This is a genomic window from Pontibacillus chungwhensis BH030062 (genome assembly GCF_000770675.1).
Classification (GTDB): domain Bacteria; phylum Bacillota; class Bacilli; order Bacillales; family BH030062; genus Pontibacillus; species Pontibacillus chungwhensis.
Window position 1 is genome coordinate 244,120 of the sequence record NZ_AVBG01000003.1, and the last position, 24,114, is coordinate 268,233.

At 41.4% G+C, this 24,114-nt stretch carries 29 protein-coding genes; 12 read left to right on the top strand and 17 right to left on the bottom strand.

Annotated elements, in window-relative coordinates:
* Positions 1 to 90: 90 nt before the first annotated feature.
* The 4 genes from N780_RS05945 to N780_RS05960 all read right to left on the bottom strand — a co-directional run bounded on the left by N780_RS05945 (position 91) and on the right by N780_RS05960 (position 3,890).
* Entirely contained in the window at positions 91 to 1,101 is a 1,011-nt protein-coding gene (locus tag N780_RS05945) for a FecCD family ABC transporter permease (protein WP_036781347.1), read from the bottom strand.
* Positions 1,098 to 2,093: a FecCD family ABC transporter permease gene (locus N780_RS05950; RefSeq protein ID WP_036781348.1), complete on the bottom strand. Its 996-nt coding sequence runs from the start codon at positions 2,091 to 2,093 to the stop codon at positions 1,098 to 1,100. Before N780_RS05950 ends, N780_RS05945 begins: the two co-directional genes overlap by 4 nt.
* Before the next feature lie 71 nt (positions 2,094 to 2,164).
* On the bottom strand, positions 2,165 to 3,094 hold the full coding sequence (locus N780_RS05955) for an iron-hydroxamate ABC transporter substrate-binding protein (RefSeq protein WP_036781350.1): 930 nt from the start codon (positions 3,092 to 3,094) through the stop codon (positions 2,165 to 2,167).
* Entirely contained in the window at positions 3,045 to 3,890 is an 846-nt protein-coding gene (locus N780_RS05960; protein WP_036781351.1) for an ABC transporter ATP-binding protein, read from the bottom strand. Before N780_RS05960 ends, N780_RS05955 begins: the two co-directional genes overlap by 50 nt.
* 134 nt (positions 3,891 to 4,024) lie before the next feature.
* Between N780_RS05960 and N780_RS05965 the strand changes: the two genes are divergently transcribed.
* Entirely contained in the window at positions 4,025 to 5,071 is a 1,047-nt protein-coding gene (locus N780_RS05965; RefSeq protein ID WP_036781353.1) for an NAD(P)/FAD-dependent oxidoreductase, read from the top strand.
* Between the two features lie 355 nt (positions 5,072 to 5,426).
* On the opposite strand, the gene N780_RS05970 is transcribed toward N780_RS05965, so the two are convergent.
* From N780_RS05970 to N780_RS05985, 4 genes are all read right to left on the bottom strand, one after another.
* Positions 5,427 to 6,044 (bottom strand): NUDIX hydrolase, encoded by a 618-nt coding sequence (locus N780_RS05970; RefSeq protein ID WP_036781356.1) that lies wholly within the window; start codon positions 6,042 to 6,044, stop codon positions 5,427 to 5,429.
* A gap of 101 nt (positions 6,045 to 6,145) precedes the next feature.
* Positions 6,146 to 6,394 carry a hypothetical protein gene (locus N780_RS05975; protein ID WP_036781358.1) on the bottom strand — a complete coding sequence of 83 codons (249 nt, stop codon included), beginning with the start codon at positions 6,392 to 6,394 and terminating at the stop codon, positions 6,146 to 6,148.
* A 149-nt stretch (positions 6,395 to 6,543) separates the two neighbouring features.
* Positions 6,544 to 6,897, bottom strand: coding sequence for a hypothetical protein (locus tag N780_RS05980; RefSeq protein WP_036781360.1), 354 nt, complete (start codon positions 6,895 to 6,897; stop codon positions 6,544 to 6,546).
* Between the two features lie 39 nt (positions 6,898 to 6,936).
* Positions 6,937 to 7,242, bottom strand: a complete 306-nt coding sequence (locus N780_RS05985; RefSeq protein ID WP_036781363.1) for a hypothetical protein — start codon at positions 7,240 to 7,242, stop codon at positions 6,937 to 6,939.
* Between the two features lie 155 nt (positions 7,243 to 7,397).
* On the opposite strand from N780_RS05985, the gene N780_RS05990 reads away from it, so the two are divergent.
* Positions 7,398 to 7,874, top strand: a complete 477-nt coding sequence (locus tag N780_RS05990; protein ID WP_036781365.1) for a DUF2975 domain-containing protein — start codon at positions 7,398 to 7,400, stop codon at positions 7,872 to 7,874.
* A gap of 11 nt (positions 7,875 to 7,885) precedes the next feature.
* Complete coding sequence (locus N780_RS05995) at positions 7,886 to 8,119, top strand: helix-turn-helix domain-containing protein (RefSeq protein WP_036781368.1); 234 nt, start codon at positions 7,886 to 7,888, stop codon at positions 8,117 to 8,119.
* A 171-nt stretch (positions 8,120 to 8,290) separates the two neighbouring features.
* Here N780_RS05995 and N780_RS06000 read toward each other — a convergent pair whose 3' ends face one another.
* Positions 8,291 to 8,833: a histidine phosphatase family protein gene (locus N780_RS06000; protein ID WP_036781370.1), complete on the bottom strand. Its 543-nt coding sequence runs from the start codon at positions 8,831 to 8,833 to the stop codon at positions 8,291 to 8,293.
* Between the two features lie 258 nt (positions 8,834 to 9,091).
* On the opposite strand from N780_RS06000, the gene N780_RS06005 reads away from it, so the two are divergent.
* Positions 9,092 to 10,144 carry a M14 family metallopeptidase gene (locus N780_RS06005; protein ID WP_036781373.1) on the top strand — a complete coding sequence of 351 codons (1,053 nt, stop codon included), beginning with the start codon at positions 9,092 to 9,094 and terminating at the stop codon, positions 10,142 to 10,144.
* Between the two features lie 127 nt (positions 10,145 to 10,271).
* Here the strand turns inward: N780_RS06005 and N780_RS06010 are convergent, their stop codons facing one another.
* Entirely contained in the window at positions 10,272 to 10,853 is a 582-nt protein-coding gene (locus tag N780_RS06010) for a cell wall hydrolase (RefSeq protein ID WP_036781375.1), read from the bottom strand.
* 175 nt (positions 10,854 to 11,028) lie between these two features.
* Between N780_RS06010 and N780_RS06015 the strand changes: the two genes are divergently transcribed.
* Entirely contained in the window at positions 11,029 to 11,271 is a 243-nt protein-coding gene (locus tag N780_RS06015) for a YuzF family protein (RefSeq protein ID WP_232299499.1), read from the top strand.
* Positions 11,272 to 11,622: 351 nt separating this feature from the next.
* Here N780_RS06015 and N780_RS06020 read toward each other — a convergent pair whose 3' ends face one another.
* The 4 genes from N780_RS06020 to N780_RS06035 form a co-directional block, all read right to left on the bottom strand.
* The gene (locus N780_RS06020; RefSeq protein WP_036781378.1) at positions 11,623 to 12,741 is read right to left on the bottom strand and encodes an MFS transporter; all 1,119 of its coding nucleotides are present in this window, start codon (positions 12,739 to 12,741) and stop codon (positions 11,623 to 11,625) included.
* A 165-nt stretch (positions 12,742 to 12,906) separates the two neighbouring features.
* Entirely contained in the window at positions 12,907 to 13,452 is a 546-nt protein-coding gene (locus N780_RS06025) for a TetR/AcrR family transcriptional regulator (protein WP_036781380.1), read from the bottom strand.
* 157 nt (positions 13,453 to 13,609) lie between these two features.
* Entirely contained in the window at positions 13,610 to 14,263 is a 654-nt protein-coding gene (locus N780_RS06030; RefSeq protein ID WP_036781383.1) for a YdeI/OmpD-associated family protein, read from the bottom strand.
* A gap of 96 nt (positions 14,264 to 14,359) precedes the next feature.
* Positions 14,360 to 15,478, bottom strand: coding sequence for an endonuclease (locus N780_RS06035; protein WP_036781385.1), 1,119 nt, complete (start codon positions 15,476 to 15,478; stop codon positions 14,360 to 14,362).
* Positions 15,479 to 15,983: 505 nt separating this feature from the next.
* Here N780_RS06035 and N780_RS06045 point away from each other — a divergent pair.
* From N780_RS06045 to N780_RS06065, 5 genes are all read left to right on the top strand, one after another.
* A complete protein-coding gene (locus N780_RS06045) occupies positions 15,984 to 16,604 on the top strand; it encodes an acetate uptake transporter (protein ID WP_036781390.1) in 621 nt (206 codons plus the stop codon).
* A gap of 200 nt (positions 16,605 to 16,804) precedes the next feature.
* Complete coding sequence (locus tag N780_RS06050; RefSeq protein ID WP_036781392.1) at positions 16,805 to 17,182, top strand: SET domain-containing protein; 378 nt, start codon at positions 16,805 to 16,807, stop codon at positions 17,180 to 17,182.
* A 718-nt stretch (positions 17,183 to 17,900) separates the two neighbouring features.
* Positions 17,901 to 18,704, top strand: a complete 804-nt coding sequence (locus tag N780_RS06055) for an alpha/beta fold hydrolase (protein WP_036781395.1) — start codon at positions 17,901 to 17,903, stop codon at positions 18,702 to 18,704.
* Between the two features lie 131 nt (positions 18,705 to 18,835).
* Complete coding sequence (locus N780_RS06060) at positions 18,836 to 19,534, top strand: YqjF family protein (protein ID WP_036781397.1); 699 nt, start codon at positions 18,836 to 18,838, stop codon at positions 19,532 to 19,534.
* A gap of 69 nt (positions 19,535 to 19,603) precedes the next feature.
* Positions 19,604 to 20,251: a LysE family translocator gene (locus tag N780_RS06065; RefSeq protein WP_036781400.1), complete on the top strand. Its 648-nt coding sequence runs from the start codon at positions 19,604 to 19,606 to the stop codon at positions 20,249 to 20,251.
* Positions 20,252 to 20,289: 38 nt separating this feature from the next.
* On the opposite strand, the gene N780_RS06070 is transcribed toward N780_RS06065, so the two are convergent.
* On the bottom strand, positions 20,290 to 20,541 hold the full coding sequence (locus N780_RS06070) for a hypothetical protein (protein WP_036781402.1): 252 nt from the start codon (positions 20,539 to 20,541) through the stop codon (positions 20,290 to 20,292).
* A gap of 239 nt (positions 20,542 to 20,780) precedes the next feature.
* Between N780_RS06070 and N780_RS06075 the strand changes: the two genes are divergently transcribed.
* Positions 20,781 to 21,074, top strand: coding sequence for a 4a-hydroxytetrahydrobiopterin dehydratase (locus N780_RS06075; RefSeq protein WP_036781404.1), 294 nt, complete (start codon positions 20,781 to 20,783; stop codon positions 21,072 to 21,074).
* Between the two features lie 158 nt (positions 21,075 to 21,232).
* Here N780_RS06075 and N780_RS06080 read toward each other — a convergent pair whose 3' ends face one another.
* Positions 21,233 to 22,360 carry a DEAD/DEAH box helicase gene (locus N780_RS06080; RefSeq protein WP_036781405.1) on the bottom strand — a complete coding sequence of 376 codons (1,128 nt, stop codon included), beginning with the start codon at positions 22,358 to 22,360 and terminating at the stop codon, positions 21,233 to 21,235.
* A 157-nt stretch (positions 22,361 to 22,517) separates the two neighbouring features.
* Complete coding sequence (locus N780_RS19725) at positions 22,518 to 22,688, bottom strand: hypothetical protein (RefSeq protein WP_156969092.1); 171 nt, start codon at positions 22,686 to 22,688, stop codon at positions 22,518 to 22,520.
* A 515-nt stretch (positions 22,689 to 23,203) separates the two neighbouring features.
* Here N780_RS19725 and ilvE point away from each other — a divergent pair.
* A complete protein-coding gene (gene ilvE, locus N780_RS06085; protein ID WP_036781406.1) occupies positions 23,204 to 24,112 on the top strand; it encodes a branched-chain-amino-acid transaminase in 909 nt (302 codons plus the stop codon).
* Positions 24,113 to 24,114 lie beyond the last annotated feature (2 nt).

Here is a 24,114-nt window from a genome sequence, read left to right on the forward strand (position 1 = left end):
ACAAGTCAACAATTATTATAAGAGGCGTGGAAATCTATTAATAGATTTCCACGCCTCTTTAAACGGTTTAGTTTATAAGTAATTATACCCTTAAGTCTTCCGAATAAGAAGATAGATAAAGTAAGGAGCTCCGATAAGTGCTGTCATAATACCTGCAGGGACTCCCTCTGGGTCCATCACATTTCTCCCCACTGTATCAGCAATTAATAATAGGAGCCCACCTAAAAGAATCGATATAGGGATGTAGCTTTGAGCTCTTGGTCCAATGAGAGCTTTGGCTAAATGAGGGGCCAATAGACCGATAAAGGCTATCCCGCCTGTGACAGAGACTGAAGCTGCTGCTAGAGCCACGGCTGTGATGAGAAGCGTGAGACGTTCTCGTTCAATGGATACCCCCGCTCCGATTGCAACAGGTTCACTTAAACTTAATAGATTCATACGATTCGCTTTGTAAAGCGTGTATGGAATCAGTATCAGAAGCCATGGAAGTAAAGCCAGAACAAAAGGCCAGTCCGTTCCCCAGATATTTCCCGCTAACCAGTTGGCGATAAAATCGACTTTCTTTCGTTCAGCGGAGGAAATAAGAATAATCATCGCACCTGATAAGGCCATTGCAAAACCAATCCCAACAAGGACTAATCGAACTGGCTGGAATCCCATATGCTTTTGATACGAGAAGAAATAAATAAGAGCTGAAGTAACAATCGCACCAAGAAAACCAACAGCCGGGATCATGTATACAAATGTGTCTACTTGTACAGGAAAGAACAAGAAGTATACGGCTATTCCAAGCCCAGCACCTGCATTAATACCAATAATTCCGGGATCAGCAAGGTCATTTCTCGTAATACTTTGTAAAATCGCCCCCGATAAAGCAAGGGCCATTCCTGCCAACACAGTAATGACAATTCTCGGGAGGCGAACAGAGAAAATCACAAATGATTCTTTAAAGGTCCCATCTCCCATAAGTGTAGGAAGAATTCGATCAAAGGACACCGAAGAGTATCCAAGGCCTGTTGCTACAAATGCAGTAACAATCATGAAAAACGTAAGCAAAGCTACTAGTAGACGTTGTTTTCGTACAAGTTTTGGATGAATCATGAGAAGACTCCCCCTCCCCTTTTCACAATATATAAGAAGAAAGGCAGTCCAAGTAGGGCAATAATGGCCGCTACAGGCGTTTCATAGGGAGCGTTAATCGTCCGTCCCAGGGTATCTGCTATAAGCATAAACGCCGCTCCAATGAAAACAGATGAGGGAATAATAAACCTATAATCCGTTCCTACCATCGCTCGGACGATGTGAGGAATCATAAGGCCGATAAAGACCATATTTCCAACTAACGCAACAGCTGACCCCGCTAGTATAATCACAACGGTAAATAAGGCTAATTTGATAAAGGTTACCTTCTGACCTAAGCCAACCGCTAGTTCTTCGTTTAAACTTAAAATGGTGAGCTGCTTCGATAAGATTAGAGCTACCAAAATTCCTATGAAAATAAAAGGAATAATAAGCTGAAGCTGACTCCAGGAGGTTCCCATTAAACCGCCGGCGGTCCACATTGTAATATCTTTTGAAACGTGAAAATATAAGCCAATAAATTCTCCAATCGCTGTAAGGAAAGCCGACACCGCTGCTCCTGCTAACACGATTCGAAATGGAGAGAAGCCACCTCTTTTCATAGAGCCAATCCCCATAACGAGACCTGCACCAATCGCTGCACCGATAAAGCAAGCAATCGTGATCCAAATGTAATTGGCCCCCGGTAGTAATGCAAGCGCAATCGCTAGTGCCATATTCGCGCCTGAGGTTAATCCAAGAAGACCTGGATCGGCAAGGGGATTTTTAGTGAGTCCCTGCATAATCGCACCGGAAACAGCAAGTGCTGCCCCTACCACGATTGCGCCCACTTCACGCGGGATACGGATTTCCGACAAGAGAAGGGTTGAGTCATTTTCTACATCTGTCATGAACGTCATCCATATGTCTTTAAAGGAAAGATCCGCTGCTCCTAAACGTAAAGCGATGAGGAAGGAGAGAACACAAAGGACGATTCCGATTGTAAGTTGGATAGGAAAGGATAGTTTTTTCATTCTCATCATCTTTCTACTATAAATTGTTGGCTATGCAAAAAAAGAGGATCACTGGGTGATCCTCTTTATTATTATTCACCTAGGAAGGCTTCTTTAAAGTAATCAAGCTGGTAATCTAGCGTATTTGGATCATTAAAGTAGAAGGCTTTTGCATCTACTTCAAATACTTGATCGTTCTTTACAGCAGGAATGTTTTGATACGTTTTCGTTTCCTGGAATGAATTATCCTGGTCACTGTTCTTACTAAAAATCACGTAATCTCCTGCGTACTCTGGAAGTACTTCTGGTGAGATCGCGTAGTAGCCTGGTTCTAGCGCCATTTCCTTAACTTTCTCAGGCATTTTCAGATCCATTGCTTGATAGAGAATTTCTGTACCGCGTCCCCAGTTATCGCCGAATACGTAAATTTGCTTGTCGAATTTCTCAATAACAGAAACCGTTGCGTCTTCGCCAATTTTATTCTTAATTTTCTCCCCTGCTTCCTGGGCGCGTTTCTCGAAATCTTCTACCCATCCACGAGCTTGTTCTTCTTTGTTTACAAGTTTACCAATCTCAATATGCTGCTCTAGGTAATCCGCTTTTCCATACGTATATGTAACCGTCGGCGCGATTTCTTTTAACTTATCTATATTTTTTGTGGTAGATAATCCAATGATAAGATCAGGATCCATTTCAATAATCTTCTCAAGGTTCTCAGCTGTTACAGCCTCCACCCCTTCTAGCTCATCCTGGAATCTGGGGTTGTTCTTCGACCAGGAATCAACACCTACCATATTCACATCAAGGTTCATTAAGTTCCCTGCAAAAGAGGATAACACGACAACGCGTTCAGGATCTTTCGGAACTTCTACAGGTCCATTTTCCGATTCGTATGTAAAGGTTTCTGAACCTGTCTCCTCTTTCTTCGTTGTGTCTTCTTCTGTATTCCCTCCTGCACTATTGGAGCAAGCACTAAGAACAAGCGCTAGCATAAGAAGCAGTGTGATTTGAATTTTCTTCATTTTGTTGTTCTCCCTTCCATAAGTTATACGTTACACACATTGGTTTATTGGTTCTTGGATCGGTTCCGATTTCGGCATCAATACTAAATACGTCTCTGAGCACATCACGCTGAATAACGTCTCCAGGGCTTCCTGCCTTTACAATCTCTCCGTCTTTCATAGCGACAATATAGTCGGCAAACCGAGCGGCCTGATTCAGATCATGAAGAACCATAACAATCGTCCGCCCTTCTTCCTGATTCAGCTTCTGCAATAGCTCTAATACTTCAAGCTGGTGAGCCATATCAAGATAAGTGGTTGGCTCATCGAGGAAAATCATATCCGTTTCCTGCGCCAGTGACATCGCAATCCAAACCCGTTGGCGCTGTCCACCTGATAAGGAATCAACTGCCTGGTATTTAAATTCCGCTGTACCTGTCACATGAAGTGCCCACTCGATCACTTCCATATCCCGCTTTGTTAAGCGGCCGAAACCTTTCTGATAAGGAAATCGACCATATGAAACAAGTTCACCTACGGTTAATCCACTAGCCCCTTCAGGATTTTGAGGCAAGATGGCAAGCTTACGGGCCAATTCTTTAGTGTTCTGTCGTGTAATTGATTCACCATCTAAAATAATGGAACCAGATTGATGGGAAAGAATACGTGTCATTGCTTTTAAGAGCGTCGACTTCCCACAGCCATTCGAACCAATAATAGTGGTTATTTGTTGATCAGGGATCTGAACGTGCAAATCCTTCACGATTGTCTTCTCCCCGTACCCTACGTTCACGTTCTCAGTAAAAAGGCGAGTCATATGTACCCTCCTGATTTCAAAATTGTGCACAATTTATGTTGATAATGATTATCACTAGCAGTACAATGTAAACTATAATGCGAATGAGAATCGGTGTCAACTAGAAGTTTGTTTTTATAAAAGGAGTGGAACACATGCATAATGAAGAATGTTTTGACGTAACGATTATCGGCGGTGGTCCTGCCGGCTTATATTCTGCGTTCTATAGCGGATTGAGGGAGCTGAAAACAAAAATTATTGAATTCCAACCTCAGCTTGGTGGCAAGGTTCACGTCTACCCTGAGAAAATTGTTTGGGATGTTGGAGGCTTGCTCCCCACTCCTGGTGTGAAACTAATTGAGAACCTTGTAGAGCAAGGGCTCTCATTTGACCCTGAGGTAGTTTTAGGGGAAAAAGTAGATTCAATACAGAAAAACGCCGAAGGCTTATTTGAATTAACCTCTTCTTCTGGAACCGTGCATTATTCCAAAACGGTCATCGTCGCTGTAGGGAGCGGGATTTTACAGCCACAAAAACTACAGATTGAAGGAGCTGAACGCTTTGAAGTTTCGAATCTTCACTACACGATTCAATCGTTAAAAGAATTTAAAGATAAAACCGTTCTTATTTCAGGAGGCGGTAACTCAGCCATCGATTGGGCGAACGAACTGACTCCAATCGCGAGGAAGGTGTACATATCTTACCGAAAAGGAGAGCTAAAAGGACACGAAGCCCAAGTATCTCAACTGCTTGAAAGCTCAGCAACTTGTTTGTTACATACGGAAATTACGAAACTATGTACAGATGATGGACATCACATTGATACAGTGGAGCTTGTTAACCATAAAAGCGGTGACGCAATCTCGGTAGATGTGGATGAAGTTCTCATCAATCATGGCTTCGACCAGGATGCATCCCTTCTTGATCACAGCCCCCTCCCTGTTGAGCGGAAAGATCATTATTTTATTGCAGGGAATGAAAACAGTGAGTGCTCGATCCCAGGAATGTATGCAGCAGGAGATATATTAGCTCACGAGGGGAAGCTAAATCTCATTGCCGGTGCCTTCCAGGATGCTGCCAATGCTGTGAATAAAGCGAAGCAATACATTCAACCAGACGCAACGGCTAAGGCGATGGTGTCTTCTCATAATGCGATTTTTAAGGAAAAGAATAAGGATATTGTAGAGAGTCTTGTGAGGTAGCTAAGGGACCTTCTTATATGGCCTGGCAGTAGTTGGGGAGTGGCTCAAGCAGTGGCGAACGAGTGGCTCAAGTTATGAGTTTCTGACTCAAGTCCAGTCCATTGTGGCTCAACTTTTTAAGAAAACGGCTCATGTTTAATTTTTCTCGACTCAAGATTACCATTTCTGGCTTGTGTTGAACTTTATTGGCTCATGATTCGCTTTACTGGCTCATGTTTTCGCAATTCCGGCTCAAGCAAGTGCCCCACCTTTGACCAGTGACTCAAGCTGAGGGGTTCTGACTCCGAGTTCTTCTCCACGCACCGAGTAAAACTAAAACAATTCCAACAAAAAAACCCGGCCTCAAAGCCAGGTCTTATCGAATCATATGAATGAACGAACGCAGCACACGAGCTGTTAATCCCCAGATGACACGGCCGTTATACTGATAGAAATATTCTTCATACTTCCGGGCTTGCCACTCGTAATCTTCGCCATTGCTAATTAAGTGATAAGGGAAGTCTGGATCAGGTTTGATCTCCATTTGGACATAATGCACGGTCGGGTCATGTTCTAAAAAGTATTGTAGAGGAACGGTAAATACTTCAGCTACTTCATCTGGATTTGGCTCTAGCTCTTTTTCTTCACAGTTAAGCAAGCCAACATACGCTTCAATCTTCATACCAAATGGCGAGATCATTTGACCAAAGGAATAGACATCGGTCATCGCACCAGGACGAACGCCAAGCTCCTCCGATGCTTCTCGAACAGCCGTATGCAATGGACCTTGATCGTCACGATCCATTTTTCCGCCCGGGAAACAAACTTCACCAGGCTGCCGCCTCATTGTATGAGAACGTACTTCAAACATAAGGTGGAGTTCATTTTCTTTTTCTATAATCGGTAAAAACAATGAGTACTTTTTCATTGATTCTTCCCCGATAATAGTTGGGGTGTGTTGTTCTAATTTATCTTGAACGGTTTTCAGGTTCATGAATTCTCCCCTTTCCCTACATATCTACTATAGCATGTTTTAATGGATCCCCCATTCTTTACGCTTAAAATAAAAGGTGAAAGCCCTTTGGCTTTCACCCTTTATAAAGCGATGACAACAACAAATGTTGCCGCTACAAGTCCAAGAATAGTACCTGTTACTTTCCTACCGCCGCTTCCCTTAAAGAAACTTGCGACTAGTACGAAGTAAAGAATAGTGGCAGATGCACTGAATATCAATCCTTCTACGATATAATGCATTTTGTAATGGTTAAAATAAGCTGCAAAATAAAGCAACCAAGATACGATGGCCACGCCACCAATGATATACAGAAATGTACGATCCTTCATTTAAATGTCCTCATTTCTTCTCTAAGCTACTTCCGTTATTTTACCCATTTTCGTCACGAATGTCCATTCTTGTTCGTTTTTGGGCTACTCCTCTCCTTGACTTCCATCCTGCTTACCTTTTTTATAAGAGGTTCCGTTCGTATTATCAGCTACATCTTAGAAATTCCGTGAACCATGTATGTAAATAATATACTAAAAGTCGAGAAGCAACCTAGCACTACAGCTACAAATCGATTATGATTTACTTCTCTAATAGCACATAGGTTCCCAAGTATACCTAAAGCAAAACTTTTCGAAAAGAAGTGCTCCCCACCCATTTGCTTATGAGGCTGCATGTATCCATTTATAAATAATAAAACCCAATGTACCACTAAAAAACAACAAACGAATAGTGTTAACTTCTTCGGGAAAGGCCCAAACCCTCTTTCTTCAATCGTCTCTAAAAGAACATTAAATAAGAACACAGAGATCACAATGAGTATAATAAGGAGCAAAATCGCCATAAGCTAATCCTCCCTTCACATAAATGCTTGCATAGTTCATTAATAATAGTGTTCTCGCGAGGTTTCTTCAAACACCTTCCAATGCCCATTCATTACAGAAGAGTTATATCTCATCACGATAAAGTATCTCTTAAGATCACCGTCTTTGGTCTGGATTAAGTAAGTATCAGACCCTCTGTAATCTATATCAACAACCTCTAACCCTTTAAATTTACGATCTGAAGAAATAAAGGATTTAACAGCACCTTTCTCGTTAAATTCAGATAGTACGTTATAAGGACTAAATATAGTAAGCCCTATGACAAGAAACAACAAACCAATTCCTGCAAGAACTTTCTTCCTCACAAAGACTCCCCCTCTATTTTGCATGTACTCCATCAAAATCTAATTTCCAAATAATTTCTAACGAACATAACTTTATTATAAACAGATAATAATTTATTGTAAATCAATAAATAAAGCATTATAATGAGAGCATCATACATAAAACGAGGTGCATTATGAAACGAGCAACGACGGTCTTTTTAAAAGGATCCCTTATCCTGTTTGGCATCATTGTAGTTTCTTTAAGTTTATTCGCTCTTCCCCGGTTAGCTTCAGAAGCAGCACAATCTTATCCGGAGTTCAGCCATTTGCAGTATCCTGTATTAATCGGGATTAATTTAACGGTAGTCCCCTTTTTAATGGCGCTTTATCAGGCGTATCAACTTTTACAACTAATTGAAGAGAAAACAGCCTTCTCTGAGCGAGCTGTTGAATTACTTCGGAAGATTAAATACGATGCCCTTATTATTATAGGAATGTATATTGTAGGAATGGTTATACTCATCACTCAAAGCGCTCTACAACCTGGCATTATCTTGATGTGGCTTGCCATCATCTTTGCCTGCCTAATTATTTCTGTCTTCTCTACCGTCTTGCAAGAATTGCTACAAAGTGCTGCAGATATAAAATCAGAAAACGACCTAACAGTTTGAGGTGAAATGACATGGCGATAATTATTAACATCGATGTGATGCTAGCGAAGCGAAAGATGAGTGTGACAGAGCTTTCTGAACGAGTTGGGATCACAATGGCGAATATGTCCATACTAAAAAACGGGAAAGCCAAGGCTATCCGCATAACCACGCTTGATGCGATTTGTAAAGCCCTTGATTGTCAGCCTGGTGACATTTTGGAGTACCAGGAAGATGAAGATGAAGATGAAGATGAAGCCGAATAAAACAAGAGCCACTCGCTAGACGAGTGGCTCTTTCTACTTTATGTAATCATCTTTAAGCACCTGAGGGTACAGTCCACTTCTTCACTTCTGCCGGTTTACCTTGCAACACCATCAGCAAATCATTATATTGATTCACACATACTCCGGATGCTCCCTTCCACTCATACATGACTAATCCTCTCCCCATATTCGTTCTACTATTCTGCTAGAAGGTATAATACGATAAACATCCGGGTTACTTAATCTCTTCCACTCTTCAAATCCAAAGCTTTGGTCGAATTCTCCTACTATCAGGGACATCAAGTTTCCATGTGTGACAAGGATAATAGTCTTCCCTTCTCCCTGAAGCACCTCTTCAAAAACAGACATAGCCCGCTCCGATGCGATACGACTAGATTCGCCTCCTTCATAAGTAAGCTCCCTGTCAGAGTATGTACGTTCTAACTTTTCTAACCAGTCTGCGAGAGGCTCACCACTTAAACGTCGTTCTTCAAGTCTCGCATCTTCTTCAATAGCTAGACGTTTCTCTCGCCCAAGAGGTTGGATTGACTGAATCGCACGTTTATATGGACTAGTGAGAATGCGATCTATTTCTTTATCTTGAAAAAACACCTGTAACTTCTGTGCTTGAACCATACCTTCTTTTGTTAGCGTAGCTTCTGGCTCCTGCCCTTCAGCTTTACAATGTCGTATGATATAAACTTCCTTATTCACACCTTTGCACCTCCCAAATTCACTACTACATACTTCTATGTTTTCATACGATTACCTGCACGAACATACTTTTTCTGACAAAAAATGTGGTCCCTTTTACTCCAATCGAAAGAAGGATATTCTGTTAATCATTCCATTTATAACCAAGACTTTTCAGCTATTCTGCTAGTGAATATGGACGAATTCACGTATTTCTGAAAGGTCTTTTAACAGAACAAGAAGAAGTGAACGCGTACAGACTTAAAGGAGGAATGACAAATGAAACGAAAATTAGTGACACTTACTTTAGCAGGAGCTTTAATAACTTCAACAGGTGCTTTCGCTAACACCAGCACTATTATTGCAGGAGAAAACGGACCAAACGGACCGAACTACAACGGGAACGAAACCATTAAAAATGAGCGTCTGCATTCATATGAAGAAATGTCTGACCTTCTTCAAAAGCTTGATCAAAAATCAGAAGCACTTGAACTAGAGGTATTTGGACAATCTGTCAAAGAACGCGATTTGTATCTTGCGAAGTTTGGAATGAACGAAGACAATCCAACGATCCTTTTCCTTACCCAACAACACGGGAATGAGACCTTAACAACTGAGGGAGCACTTCAACTGATCAAATACTTAACAAACAACAGTAAAGAAGTGAAACATATCATAGACAACGTGAATATTCTTGTAGCCCCAAGACTAAATGTTGACGGTGCTGAAGGAGACGTTAACTTCTCATTAGATGATTACGTTTCAGGTACACATACAAGGTACAATGCGAATGGTGTTGACTTAAACCGCGACCACGTTGACCGAAAACAACCAGAAACGAAAGCTTTACACGAGAATGTTTTACAGAAATATAGTCCAGACTATATGATTGATCTACACCATCAAGGTACACAAACGACTCTTGGTGACACAGGTGAACTTGTATCAGGTTCAATTCTTTATCCAACGAATGCTGAAGTAGAAGAGGAAGTTAGAGAGCAATCAAAGAAACTAGGAGCTGTCGTATACAACGCTGTTGACTCAAAAGGATACGAATTATTATCAAAATATCCTGGCGGAACTGCTCAAACGATTAGCCGAAATGGGCTGGCTGCTGAATACGGAATTTCTACTCTATTATTTGAGATGAGAGGCATGGCTGACCATTACCGTGAAGATTACGTTTTAGGCCAGAAAAGTAACGGATATTTGATTCAACAAGCTGTTGTAGCTATGAAATCTACACTAGAAGCTTTAGCTGATGATACATTAGAATCCACTGACGCCTCCTTTTGGGAAACGCTTCCTGAAAGCAACTATTCCGGAGAATAAACCATACCAAAACGAGCCCTTGTGAATAGGGGCTCGTTTTACTTTCATGCGACTTCTCACCTCCCTTATTCCATGTTTATACAAAAAAAGCAAGCACTCATTAGGGAGTGCTTGCTCTATTCATCTATTATTTCATGAATACGTGATCACCAATAACAGTGGTAACCTCTCGTTGACTTAAATAGTCACTTTGTGCTTTATCAGGGTTATAGAAAAAGAGAGAGTCATTGTCATAACCTTGATAGTCAAGAGCTTCTTCAACAGCACGCTTCGATTCAGCGCTAGCGGCTTCTTTAATGGTTCCATTTAACACAGGAGAAAACTGAATCCCATCGTGAATGACACTATGAATGGAATTAGGGAAAAGATCACTTTCAACACGGTTCAAGACAACCGTAGCTACGGCTACTTTTCCTGCATAGCTCTCCCCCTTAGCCTCTGCTTCAACAAGGCGACTCAATAAATCTCTTTCATAGCCATTAGGAACGACAGGAAGCTTCAACTGTTCTCCAGCATGAATAGTGGACTCACCCTTATCATTCATCTCCTGAAGTTGTTTGTAAGATACTCCATATTTCGTTGCGATTTTATATATAGATTCGCCTTTTTGGACGGTATGAGTGTTGGCATGAGCTTCACTTTGGCCTGGGAATGAAAAAGCGAAAATGGAACAAGTAATAGTTGCAATAATTCCTAATTTCTTTAACACGTTGTATCGACCTCCAAGTTGCTGTTTTCTGATATTAAGGTAACACAAGAGTTCACCTGTTTTCACTATTAATTGTTGCCACTACTGGAAGAGATAGCCGAAGATAGAAAGGATGGGAACCCCTAGGCCACAAGTTGCATAGTTTATATGGACATTGGCCTAAGGAGGAAATCGAATGTATTATCAACACACAGACTGGCGTGAAGGGTGGATGACCCCGCAATATCAGACATTAGTAGATCCTTTTGTCATTCAACGCCTTCAATCCGTAGTGGGGAATGAATTAATCATCGAAACAACAAAAGATACGACAAGAGGAACCTTAACAGAAGTACAGCCCGATCATATTGTACTTCAGATCGGAGATTCAACATTTTTCATACGTATTCAACAAATTGTCTCGATTATGCCTTTATAACTATAATGGAATCAATCTATCATATTACACGTAACCCCAAAAGGACTCTAACTAAGAGTTTAAAGCCTTTTTTGTTGCTCATGCTAGTTGGTCTGCTTACTCTAAAAATTCTAACCACGGTCCGTTTATCTATATATGATAGGGCTGGCTGGAGGACTGCTAGACTCCCGCGGGAATAGGAGCCTAGGGAAGACCCCGGAGAGAGCGATAGCGAACGAGGAGGCTTCACAGCTCCCCGCAGGAAAGCGAGTGGTCCTCCAGCCAGCCCAAGCACTTTTACCGTAACGGACCACCTCCAATACAAAGACATTACTAAAGACGCTCCCTATGAATAGGAAGCGTCCCACCGAGTTATGCCGTGCGTAAGAAAGAAGCTACAATTGAAACGATACCATATATACCAAACGTTAACGCGTATCCGATACCGCCTACTAACCCACCTGCAAGAATGGAACCGATCACTTGGCCAATGGATAGCATTAAGAATGGAACCCCTATGCCTAATGAAGCGTTTGATGAGAAGACCCGGATCCCCCATACGATGAGCAATCCACACATAAACAAGTTTGCAATACCGAATAAAGCCGCTGCTGTATAGGCTAAGAGTAGATCTCCAGGTGCCACAGCGAGTAGAATAGGCGCAATGCCCATCATGACACCAAATATCGTGTAAGCCGCTTGCAAACCAATCTTCTCAATAACGGCACCCCCAAGGCCACTTAGTGTGCCAAATAAACCGATCACAATCCAAAATAAAGAGAGTTCTAGATTGGTATAATCACCTGATACTTCGATATAAGAACGGGAGAATGTCCAGAAGCAAGCGCTAGATGCTCCCATTAAGATCGAACCTATTACAATGGAAGGACTCCCTTTTAAAGCACTAAGCGTCAAGCGTCCTTGTTCAAATCGAAGTGAAGGTTCCTCTTGTGGAATGATTTTGTAGTTCCAGATTAATACGATTAAGGCAATGGCTGCATAGATTAAATACGTTATGCGCCAATGAGGTGTCAGCAGGATCGCGGCCATTCCCGTCACCACAATTCCAATGCTCGTACCGGAGTTGATCCATGTGTTGGCTTTACCTTGCAAAGGTTCTTTAATCCATAAGGCAATGGCTGCCCCATAAGGTGGTGACACGAGTCCCGTACTGCCACCTGCTAACAGGACCCCGAGCGCAAGTGTCCACTCCGACCTTGCACCGCTTATAATAAGTAGCCCAAACAAAGCAAACGAACCAGCGAGCAAGATCATTTGTCTTGGACCTTTTCTTGAAGTCATAACAGTGGAATAGAGAATGGTAAAACAGTACGCAAGATAAAATAAAGAAGATATAATACCAGATACTAGATCTGACATGCCAAAGGCGGCATGAATGTTTGGCAGCAATAAGCCATAGCTATAACGGGCTAGTCCGTACGTGACCGCGATCATCGTTACGCCAGGAAAAACGAGTTTCGTAAATTTCATTATTCATTCCCACCTTTTCATGAAATTTAGATAGAACGTTCTTTCTACTTTGTGTAAAAAAAGATACGCTCACCGGTTGGGCAAGCAGATCGTCGCAGTCACGCTTTCTTTCTATTGGCTTATGAGCTTATACGAAAAACGGTACCCAAGGTTCGGATGCCGTTTTTAGTGATAGGTCTCTAGTAATCGTTTTGTCATGGTGATGGCGTGTGCGGTTGCTTGCTCCGAATCTGTTATCTGTGTCATCGAGGTCGCACCTTCTAAAATCAATAAGAATTGATAAGAGAAATCCTTATGTTCCTTGATTCCTATGCTTTCCCCAAGTTCTTCAAAAAATCGGAGTAGCTTTGCTTTATGATCACGGGCAATTTGCGCGATCTCTGGATTTGTTTCTGCATATACTTCAATTGCTCTTAGAAACATACACCCTTGAGGAGATACGTCCTTCAAGAAATGTCCGTGTTGTTCAGCTAATGTAACAAAGGGGATGTCTGTATGTTGGTCAACCTTACCCATATACGCCCAGTAACGCTCCTCACGGTGTCGTATGGACTCCTCTACTAACTTATCTTTTGAAGAGAAGTGATTGTACAGCGTCATGGTAGCGACATTGGCTTCTTGAATAATTTGTTTTAGACCAACACCGTGAAATCCGTAATCGTAAAATAATTGTTCGGCTACGTTTAAAAGTTGTTCCCTCTTCTTACTCAATGGCAAACCTCCAGTTTAGATAGAACGTTCATTCTATTTTAAAGTTAGCATGGTAGGGGTGCTAAGTCAAAGGAAAAATGGCATTACTTTTTACAAAAAAAAAGAGCCCTCTAAAAAGAGTGGACTCTCTGCTCTAACAACCATTTTCTTTATCTCATCACTTTTGCTCTCTCCGATATAAATCAAGAGATTTATATCCTTGGGATAACACTTCAATCATTTTTTCCGTTCGTTTATCTCTTGTCTTCTGCTGCTTTGCTGAATAAATTTGTCGGGCCCAGTCCCTTTGGTACCCTGGAGTTAAGTTTTCGAATTGACGTAAAACTTCTGGATGGTCTTCGAGAAGGGCTTTAACATCCTCAATGTGTTCTTCATAATCTGCTACGCATTGACTAGGTGCGGTGGTGGATTTCGGTTTCTTTTTCTCTTTTTTCAACCCAGCGATTGTATAGTCTTCATCCATACTCACCAAACGAGAAAACTTTATATCTGTACCATTTATATAACGGTCTTCGCCAATACCTATAAGCTCGAATAATTCATCCCTATGTATATATGTGTTAAAACGTTTATTCCCTTTTTTAGGATAGGCCACATAAAGGTACCCTTTCTCTGTTAAAAGGTGAGGATTCTGGAGGAAAATGCTTATCCTTTCTTGCAAATCTTCTTTGGACTGAACAAAGATCATCACACCGTCATGCGCTTCCTTTAAATAACTAGTATCAGCCTCAATACCGAGCACATCTTCCGGCTTATTTAATACAACAAAATGATTAAGCTTATTCAATTTTAACTTCTCTGCAATAGACATATCGAAAAACTCCCCTGCTTTTTGTATATAGAGATATTCTCTTTCATATAAAGTAAGTCCTCCTTTCTTAAAGAAAGGAGGACTTAGAGATGGATTCTACCAAATCTGCTTGACATATTCAGGATGATCAATAAATGGATTTCGGTTTCCTTGATAGTCTGTAAAAATAATTTCATTTCGATTTCGTTCAAAGGCATCAACCGGATCACTCTCATGCCATTTTTTTAACGTCGATAGCTTCCCTAAAGAAGGTCCACTAGTGCCAACGCTATCTACAACCTCTAAATCCAATTCACCGCTGTCTCCTTCATAGCGTACGGCCATATAAAAGATCATCCGCGCTACGTCACCTTTCACCTCGTCACGAGGTTCCCATGAATCTGAATCATAATAGGTGTCTGGTGCTTCTGAATGGAGATTTCCTCCGTTGTCAAAATCCAAATTTCCCCTAGTCGAATTGACAGAGACATCTGTTGGACGTAAGTGATGGATATCTGTCCCAGCCCCCATCGAAGTACCGAAGTCACCGTGGGATTTAGCCCAAACGTGCTCACGGTTCCATTCGTCAACAAGACCACCGTTTTTATATTTTGAAATGGAATCCCCTGTGTATAAAAGTAGTACATGATTTGAGTTCGTTGGATCCTCATCTGTGTGACGGAGTGCATCCCATACCTGATCATATGATAATTCCGCATGATCATCTATTATCGTGTGAAGTTCTTCTTTCAGGGTGCTTCCTGTTAGTCCTTCAGCCGATCGGTAATAGTCACCAATCGTTTCTCCGCCATCACCCGAATCACCATCATCTCCAGAATCCGTTTCTAAGGTGATCGATGTAATGGATTCCACACCTTCATGATTAAAGTAATCATCACGCGTACCATCTACACGTATGATTTCTCCGAACTTATCAGGATTGGTTTGGAGACCAAATTCGCTTCGGTAGCCAGAATCAAGTTTAACGAAGAGCATGTTCGAGACATCGGTCTCACTTGGATCATCAGCTAGTGCTAAGGCGTAGTCACTTGAGAAGTTACTCTGCTCAACGTAATCAATCGCTGTTGGTACTCCGACGATATAACCTTCTACCGTAACTTTTGTTCCATTCGGAGTCCCTATCCCCTCCCCTACCTCAAGAAAGGACTTAACTTCCGAAACACACCCACCTAACAAGAGCAACAGGCTGATTAGGCAAATTATAGATTTTCTCATGCGTTGACACTCCCTTGGTGGACAGTCTTATTTTTATGAACAGTTTCGTGCTTCACACATGATTTCCTTCTCTTTTGAGTAAACACAGTTTTCTATAGTAGAGGCTCAACAAAACGCTCAACAAAATTTCCGTATTTACGTAAGTGAACGTATGTATTGAATGTAATCCGTTATCACGATTTTAACTTTCTTATTATTAGATAAGTTACTATGGCTATGACGATTACAAAAACACCATACTGAATAAACATGTCTCCAAAGTAAACGCCCTCTATATTTTCAGATTGATCCATTTCCATATACCTCCTATTCATATCACTATACTTTCTTCCATTTATTTTAAACTCTTTAAAATAAAATCGGCTACCATGAAGCAATCAATTTCTCCCCTATTGGATTTTTCTTCGTTCTTTTTAATGAAAATCACGCTTACATAACAATTCCTATTGCATGCTCGCTCATTTTTATGTAAATTAGCTAAGTATGTTTAATAGGAGGTATCATCATGAATGAACAACAATCGACTCAACGAGTTCAAGTAGCAACAGCAGATCCATCTGCTATTGGCTTATTCGGTCTTGCGATGGTTACGCTTGTGGCATCTTCAGCTAAGTTAGGATGGACAGACGGTGTATCCTTTGTCTTGCCATGGGCGATTTTCTTAGGAGGAATCGCACAGCTTATCGCAAGTATGCTGGATTCGAAACACAATAATACATTTGGTACAACAGCCTTTGGTGCGTTCGGTTTGTTCTGGCTCGGCGTTGGAACATCTTGGTTAATCGACTTTGGCGTATTTGGTGAGGCTGCTGCTGCGGCTGTAGACCCTAACCAGTTAGGTATTGCCTATATTGGATACTTAATCTTCAGCCTTTTCATGACAGTCGGTGCCATGGAAACCCATAAAGTATTATTCTTTATCTTTGTCTTTATTGATTTCTTATTTATCGGCTTATCTTTATCTACATTAGGAATTATGCCACACGCTATGCACTCATTAGCTGCTATTGCAGAATTTTGTATCGCGCTCTTAAGCTTCTACGGCTCCGCTGCAAGTGTACTCAATACCCACTTCGGCCGCGTAACCCTGCCAGTAGGAAAGCCATTTGGCATCTTCAAAGACTAAATGAAGAATTCAAAGAAGCCCTGAACGGTTTTCCGTTCAGGGCTTTAACGTAATGAAGCGTGCCAGACACCCTGCAACGCACTACAGCAATAAAGGGTGTCTGGCACGTTTTACTCTTTTACCCCACTAAAGGGTGGGTTGTTTTTTTGGTTGAGACGTGTCAGACTAGGTATAGTTTATTAGAATGCGTGGTGATACACATGATTGAAATTAAAACATCAAGTCTCTCAGATGGAGAGTATAACAGAGGAGTTTTCGCTACGCGTGACATAGAGAAGCGTGAGCTAATCCATGAAGCCCCTGTCATCCCTTATCCAAACGAAGACCATGAGCATATTGAAAAAACGCTACTTGCTGATTATGCTTTTGAATACGGCGCAAACCATACCGCCCTTCTTCTAGGGTACGGCATGCTATTTAACCACTCGTATCAACCAAATTCAAATTACGTCATTAACTTTGATAATGATACGTTCGAGTTTTACGCCTATACGGATATTAAAGCTGGTGAGGAAATCCTCATTAACTATAACGGTTTTGTTGATGACCAAGAACTTCTATGGTTCGATAAAGAATAATCTTTAAAATACGCCCCTAAACGGGGCGTATTTTTATATTTAAGGCTTTTTGAAAGTTTACTGTTTTTTATATGCTTACTTAAGAATTAGGAAGTAATCTTGAGGGCTCAAATCTGAGACATTGTTTCCGTTTGCTTTGGTGGAGTTTAAGGTGGGCCTGGAAACCACTCGCTTTCCTGTGGGGAGCTGGTGAGCCTCCTCAACCGGCAATGCCGGTCTCCGGGGTCTCACTTAGGCTCTTCTTCCCACGGGAGTCTCGCAGTTTCCAGGCCCACCTTGCCATATCAAGAGTAACGGAAACTGCCTCAAGTGGTTTTATATAAAGCTCAAGCTAAGGGGACGTTAGTATAAAATATAGCAAGGGGTGACTGGGGAATAGGAAAACTCCTGCGGGAAAAAGAGGTCGACGAGACCCCACAGAGAACGCCAGCGAAAGAGGAGGCTCTAAAAAGAAATAGGAAGTTCGACTAAAACCGTCACGTCCTGTGACAACGTCGAACGATCCCACATCGAGTGGGACCGCCCGCGGAAAGCGAGTCGTTCCCTAGACACCCCTACCGCTCAATCTTCGTAACGACCCTATTCTATATCTAACGCCTGAGCTTCAAGTCTTCCACATAAGGAGTATGTGGAACAATAAACGATCTTTCTCCCAGGGTTTATCCTTCCATTATGAGGGAATACGTGCACTATCTATGTACTTAAAAGGAGTGTAAGAATGTCTCATTTTATTGAAGTAGAACCAGGGGTTAAGCTTTTTGTAGAAGATATAGGAGAAGGACAGCCCATTGTCTTCATTCATGGTTGGCCTTTAAATCATAAGATGTTCGAGTATCAAATGAATGAACTTCCTCAGAAAGGATACCGTTTTATAGGCATTGATTTACGAGGATTTGGTCAATCAGATAAGCCAGCATTTGGCTACGATTACGATACGCTCGCTCATGATATTAAAGTCGTTGTGGAATCATTAGATCTCAAGAATTTCTTCCTAGCAGGCTTCTCGATGGGTGGACCGATTAGTATTCAGTACGCCACGAAGCATGCGAACGATCAACTCGCACAACTTATTTTAATTGGAGCCGCTGCACCGAGCTTTACGAGTCGTGATGGTTTCCAGCACGGTATGGCACAAGAGGAAGTGGATGGTCTCATTAACGCTTTTCAAAACGATCGTCCAAACGCACTGAAAGATTTCGGTGTGAACTTCTTCCATAAAGCTACATCAGCTCCATTCAATGAGTGGTTTTTCCATTTAGGATTAGAGGCAAGCGGACATGCGACAATCGAGACGGCAAAATCCCTACGCGATGAAGACTTACGCCATGTACTAGAGTACATTAACGTACCCACACTAATTATGCACGGAGAAGATGACAACATTTGTGACTATGCATTCTCAGAAATTTTGCACGAAGAGATTAAGGAGTCTACATTTGTTTCCTTTGAAATTAGTGGCCATGGTCTCATTTATGACGAACGCGAAAAATGTAATGAAGAATTATTGAAGCTTTTAAAATAAGTTGACGCACTTGAAGAACTAATCACTAATGCAGTGATTAGTTCTTTTTTATCTCATCCCCGAGCTTTTTGTCATGTATGTTCGAACGTCTGTCGGGGTAAACAAAAGAAGAATGAGGGGAGTGTTTTCGCATGAGAAGACCTTGGATTATGAAACAAGAGTGGAATGACTTATTATTTATACATTGGCCTGTTAAAGTAAGTGACCTAAGGCCACACGTTCCGGATTGCTTTGAAATCGATACATACGACGGGTGGGCATGGATCGCTATAGTACCGTTTAGAATGGCCAACATTCAACTTCGCGGGCTTCCTGTTGTCCCTGGCTTTAATCAGTTACTTGAACTAAACGTCAGGACCTACGTTAGGTACAATGGAGAGCCAGGTGTTTATTTTTATACACTAGATGCAAATCATATTACGGGTGTCAGCATCGCTAGGTATGTGTTTGGTTTAAACTATGTAACAGCCAGGATGTCTTTACGTCAAAATGATGATACCTATCACTCCTTAAGCAGAAGAACGCATATCGGTATGCCACCCGCTCATTTTCACGCTAGGTACCGTCCATTGTCACCTGTACTTAGAACTCAACCAGGATCCTTGATGTACTGGCTTACAGAACGTTATGCGCTTTGGATAAATCGAGGCAAACGTATATATAAGGGACCTATTTTTCATCAAAATTGGCAATTACAAAAAGCAGAGGTTGAGATGCCAGTGAATGGATTAACAGACTTTCTCCCCTCTTATGTATTTGACCAGAAGCCTGTCGTGTATTTTTCAAAAAGCCTTCATACAAGTATCTTTCCATTTGAACGATACCTATAAAATAATGTTCTAAACTCCCCCTCCTCTCTCATTTACTAGTTATAGACAAGCTAATGAGAGGGTTAGATTATGTTTCCTATGATGATTAGTTCGATTGTACTTGGCTTATCCATTGCAGCACCTGTTGGCCCCATTAACATCGAAATTGTGAAACGCGGGTTACTTTATGGGTTTTGGCCTGCTTTTTTAGTTGGGCTTGGAGGCATGTCTTCAGACTTGATCCTCATGGGGGCGATGTTTTTTGGACTATCGCAAGTCTTAGGATTTATATGGGTGAAGATCGCCCTGATGGGACTCGGTTGTTTCATTCTCCTTCACTCAGGATGGGCTAACTTTTTTACGAGCTTTGAACCTGAAGAGCATGATGAAAACGACCAACGAAGTCTCCCAAACGTAGGTTGGAGATCCTATGCAACAGGCATGACGATCGCTGGGACGAACCCGATGAATTTATTATTTTGGATTAGCATTTATGGCTCTGTTTTAAGCTCCAGTTTACAGCAGGAAAATCACCTTTACGCCTTTTTTACGAGTAGTTTGGTTTTTGTAGGAATCGGTCTTTGGAACGCAAACCTTGCGTTGACCGTTCATTTTGGTCGCACCTTAATGAACGCAGTCGCTATGAAGATGATTTGCATCGTAGCAAGCTGTGTGCTGATGGGATTCGGGGTATATTTCGGGTATCAGTGTTTTCTTTTAGTTCTAAAAGCACTATAAAAAAGACGCCTCCTATATAGTAAGGAGGCGCCTCTTTTTTACGTGAGTGGACTTAATTGTTTCTTTTGATTTACGGCAAAAGAAAAGTAGAGCATAGATCCAATCATGATTCGGACGACCCGAATCGGTACGTGATCGTACTTGGCTTGTATATGGTCAATGGCTTGTTTCTTTATAAAAGCTGTCATTTCATCATCAATGTGCTTAAGCAGTTGTTGCTTGTTAATCGTCAGATAAATTTCGTAATGCCCGTTGTCGGCTTTAATGTCTTCTTGTGTAAAAAGCCTCATTGTTTCTGTTTCACCTCTCCTGAAAAATAACTCTTATTCTTATCGTTACCCATATCACAGCAAGATAATCTTAATAATATGCATAAATGGGCTTTGGGTGAGAGATTTCCCAAAGGATGAGATGATAACATGAACAGACGTTTAAAGGAAAGACTAAAAAGGTAAAAAAACTAAAGAGCTTCCTCTCTGAGCAGGAGCCATAAATGATTTTATAAAAATACAAAAGCAGGTGATGAATCATGGCAGCATATACAGAAGAAGAAATTCAACATTCACTACGAGACGTACCAGAATGGAGTCGAAAAGACGGTTCAATTGAACGTACTTACACGTTTAACGAATACTTAGATGGCATCCAATTCGTCAACAAACTAGGCGCCATTGCAGAAGAAAAAGACCACCATCCATACATTGGCGTGGATTACGGCAAAGTAACTGTATCGTTAACTTCCCATGACGTGAAAGGATTGTCAGCAAGAGACTTCGATCTAGCCCAACGTTACGACGAAGCCTACACAAACCTAGAAGACTAGACACGTTTTAAAGCAAAAGCTGGACCCCAGACACCCTTTATAGCATTAAAGCACTAATGGGTGTCTGCCACGCTTCATTGCTCTAAAGCGCTAGCGCGTGTCTGGCACGCTTTAACACAGTAAAGAACCGCATGCTCATCGGAGCATGCGGTTCTTGTTTATTTAAGTTGACCTTTGTAGATTTCTGTTTTCTTGATCGTTAGGTTTAGGTCTTTGGCTAACTTTTTCATTTGTTTCTCTTCGTCAGGGGTAACGATTGTAATAACCGTACCAGATGAAGAACCGAGTCTCCCCGTTCGTCCTGCTCTGTGTGTGTATTCCGTTGCCCGTGGAAGATCAACGTTGATAATATGATTAATATCAGGCATATCAATCCCGCGTGCGGCGACATCTGTTGCCATGACTAATCTGAACTCGTTACGTTGAAATTTCTTTAATACTTGAGCACGATTCTGCTTTTTCGTCTCTCCGTGAAGGGTACCAACATCAATGCCACGGTAGTCGAGCTTCTCAGCAAATACAGTTAAATTGCCAATATCGCGCATAAACGCAAGCCCTTTAAATTCTTTTAAATAAACAAGTTTACGAAGCGTATCGGCTTTCTTGCGGCCTTCGCTCACAATATAGTAATGATCTACATCAGGCTGTTCTGATTCCTTATCTTCTACTTTCAACACTTCCGGATCTTTCATCATGCTTCGTGCATCTTCGACCGCAGCTTCAGAAAGTGTAGCTGAGAAGACTAGAAGTTGACGTTCTTTGAGTGTAGTTTTGACAATGCTTTGGACCGTTTTCATATGTTCTGGCACAAGCAACTGATCTCCCTCATCAAGAACGATCGTCTTCACTTCATGCATTTTAAGCTTCTTCTTCTCGATTAAGTCATTCACACGCCCTGGTGTTCCAACGATTACGTGAGGTTTCTTTTTCAATTTCTCAAGCTGGCGTTTCACATTCGCTCCACCGATTAGGGACGCGCTTCTAATGCCGCTTCCTTCTGTCCACTTCCTGACTTCGTCGAAAATCTGCATCACAAGTTCATGAGAAGATGCTAAGATCAACACTTGCGCCTGCTTCGCTTCTTGATCAATTTTTTGTAGTACAGGCAAGAGATACGCTAATGTCTTCCCACTCCCTGTTGGAGCTTCTGCAATAACGTCTCCACCTTCCACAATAATTGGAGCTGTTTCGTTCTGAACTGCAGTCGGTTGTTCGAACCCTGCTTTATTCCATGCTTCCTGAATGAAAGGTTTTAAGCTTTCAAAAAATGGTGATTGTTGTTCCATTATACAAATCCTTTCTAATCTACCGCTCTTACGGTTACTTGTTCTATTATAGCCGTTACAAGGCGAGGCTATCTACATTTTTTATGAAGAAGAAGTATAAATAAGTTATTTGAAATGCATATCTGCTATTAAAAGAGTCGTTATTAACATTTTTCGTCTATGCGAGTTCCTCTATCGTAACTTCGCACCGATCTTTAGTCACTTCGACTCCTCTTTTCGTAACTTCAGACCTCCTTTTAGTAATTCCCCTGCTCCTTTTCGTAACTTCCCACCGTTCTTTAGTCACTTCAACTCCTCCTTTCGTAACTTCAGACCCTCTTTTAGTCAATTCAACTCCCCCTTTCGTAACTCCAGACCCTCTTCAGTCAATCCCCCGCACTCCTCGGCACCTTTAGACATTCCTCGCTCAATGACTAAATAAAAATTAGAAAAAAATGAATAAAACCTTTACATTCACACTAGTTTCTACTCCTTTCACAAAGGTATAGACCCGACTGTGTAAAGCTTTCAAACCTCCTTACTTTTTTTCTTTATTTTCTTCATTTCTTCTCATTTTTCCCAACCTCTACGCTCTCAAGGATGTAAGCGTTTTCTAATTTACAGAGTTATCACAACTGTCAGAAAAGTTAAGAAATAGCTGTTGACCTTGCCTTCAATACGGCTTATGATTATCCATAATTTAAATCATTCATTGAAAAGCAAATGAACTTTTCGCGATTGATTCATGAACCAATTGCCCCTTGTTTCAAGTTAAAAATTTAGATGAAGCAATCGGGCTACATTTTTACCGATCATACTTTACTGAGTTTAAGCATTAATACATTAAAGGGAAGGAGTGTAAGTATGAGCAGTCAATGGATTTTCCTAAACGGCCAATTTGTTAAGAAAGAAGAGGCGGTTGTTTCAGTCTACGACCATGGATTTTTATATGGAGACGGGGTGTTCGAAGGGATTAGAGCTTATAGCGGCAATATCTTCAAACTAGACGAACACGTAAACCGCCTTTATGACTCCGCGAAGTCAATCTTGCTTGAATTACCATACGAAAAGGAGGAATTTAAGCAAGTCATTGTGGATACAATTCGTCAAAATGAATTGTCTGATGCATATATCAGAGTTGTTGTATCACGCGGACCTGGCAATCTTGGCTTAGATCCAGCAAGCTGCCCTACACCACGCGTTGTTGTCATCGCAGAAGCACTCGCGCTTTTCCCTAAGGAATTATATGAACGAGGTTTACGCCTTGGATCCGTTGCTTCAAGACGCAATCGCCCAGACGTACTAAGTCCACAAGTAAAATCATTGAATTACTTAAATAATATCCTAGTGAAATTAGAAGCGAACCAAGCCGGTGTAGACGAAGCTCTTATGTTAAACGATCAAGGGTACGTAACAGAAGGATCTGCCGATAACATCTTTATCGTGAAAAACGGCACGATTTATACCCCTCCTGTTTACCTCGGAGCATTAGAAGGCGTAACGCGAAATGCGATTATCGACCTTGCTGAGGAACATGGATATGAACTAAAACAAGAACCTTTCACACGCCACGATGTATATGTGGCTGATGAGGTCTTCTTAACAGGAACAGCTGCTGAGGTAATTGCTGTTGTTGACGTCGACAAGCGACAAATTGGAGATGGTAAGCCAGGTGAAATGACAAACGAATTACTCCAATTATTCCGCGATCTTGTCGTACGTGACGGTGTTCAGTGTTACCCAGAGAATCAAAAAGATGTTGCTGTTAGTTAGGA